Source organism: Sporosarcina koreensis (assembly GCF_001531445.1).
Lineage (GTDB): Bacteria > Bacillota > Bacilli > Bacillales_A > Planococcaceae > Sporosarcina > Sporosarcina koreensis_C.
Genome location: NZ_LQYA01000078.1, coordinates 1 through 1,572, shown reverse-complemented (window position 1 = coordinate 1,572; position 1,572 = coordinate 1). Strand labels below are relative to the sequence as shown.

The 1,572-nt window shown below is 39.2% G+C and carries 1 protein-coding gene; it reads right to left on the bottom strand.

Going from position 1 to position 1,572, the window contains the following annotated elements:
* Positions 1-104: 104 nt before the first annotated feature.
* Complete coding sequence (locus AWV70_RS10880) at positions 105-1,322, bottom strand: IS110 family transposase (protein ID WP_060206974.1); 1,218 nt, start codon at positions 1,320-1,322, stop codon at positions 105-107.
* Positions 1,323-1,572: the final 250 nt, after the last annotated feature.

The following is a 1,572-nucleotide window of genomic DNA, read 5'->3' as shown; positions in this document are numbered from 1 at the left end:
GGATGGAAATCTAATGATATTAGTCTTTTTGCGTATACTAAATAAACCTTGTGAATTTGAATTTTTTTCACTAGGTGTGTACGTATGCTAAAATATTGATGTGACTATGAGTTGGCGGCTAACCTGTATTCATAGTTCATATTATGTGTAACGAGAAAGAAGATTGTCTTCAACAACTTGTTTACACATGCGATGGAAGCGACCTTATGGCATTTGTTATAGGGTTGCTTTTTCAGTTTGTCATAATAGTCAACGAAGTGGTTTTGTCCAAAACGTCTTAACCTAATCATATTTTGAATGACGATATAAAGTAATTTTCTTAGGTGTTTATTCCCTCGTTTATTGATTTTGTCTTTCGCAATAAACTTACCTGATTGATAACGACGGATATCTATACCAGCGAAAGCGTTAAGTTGTTTGTGATTATCAAAACGCCGGATGTCCCCAATTTCAGCGAGTAGGCGGACTGCTGTATTCGTGGCGATTCCTGGAATACTAAGGAGTAAACTGTATTCTTCAAGTCCCTCAGCTAGCGTAGCCATCTTGTCGATGCATTGTTCTTTTTGATGAAGGAGTTCTTGATACCGTTTTGCATATACGATTACCTGATCGCAAAAAACGTCCGTTGAAGAAACTGCTGGATAGGATTGTTCAGCGGCCTTGAGCAGCTCGACCGCTTTCTCTTCGGCTATTTTTGCAGATATTCTTTTATTCGTGTTTGCGATTATCCTGTTTTTGATAATCGTTTTAGAATAGGAGAGAACAATGTCTGGATGCGGAAAAAGCTGTGCTACATTAAGAAACAACTCGGACTTACTAGTGAAGATTCTCTCTAATTCTGGAAAAGTTACCTGGATGACTTTATGCATTCTACTTCGAACCACACTCAATTCATCGTCCAGTTCACTATAATGTCTAGATAGGGCTTTCAGTTGGGTGTAAACATCGCACGAGTTTATCTTGACTCGTCTATTGTTCGTAAAATGAGTAAGGGCTAACTGGTGTGCGTCACTTCGATCCGTTTTATGAATGCGTAGCGTATCGCATTGGAGCTTCGCTTCTAGCGGATTCAGTAAACAGTACCTGTAGCCATTCTCTTGCATGAAACGTTCTAAAGGTCTTGAATAGACACCTGTCGCTTCAAAGACGATGTGTGGTTGTTCACCATATCCGTCAATTATGTCACCAATCAATAACTTCAGTGCTGCAAATTCGGGACGCGTGTGTTCGATTTCCTTCTCCAGTTCACATTTTTTCAATGCATTATAGACGACCATGTAACTTTTACCCATACTTATATCAAACGCTATAACGTGTTTCATCCTCTGCCTCCTCTTGATGTTTTGAAGCCTCACCTTCACCTTATCGATTCCCATTTCTTATACACGATCTCAAAGGATCCAACATACTCAAACCTGATTCAAATAAGGGTGGTGAAGTAGGCCGGTTTTTTATACGGATTCGTGATCCCAAGCACCTCTCGGCCTATTTCTTCACCATCTACTATATAAAAAATAGTAGTGCAAACCAATGCCTTGGTCTGCACTACTAATCTTAGTATGTTTTTTATTT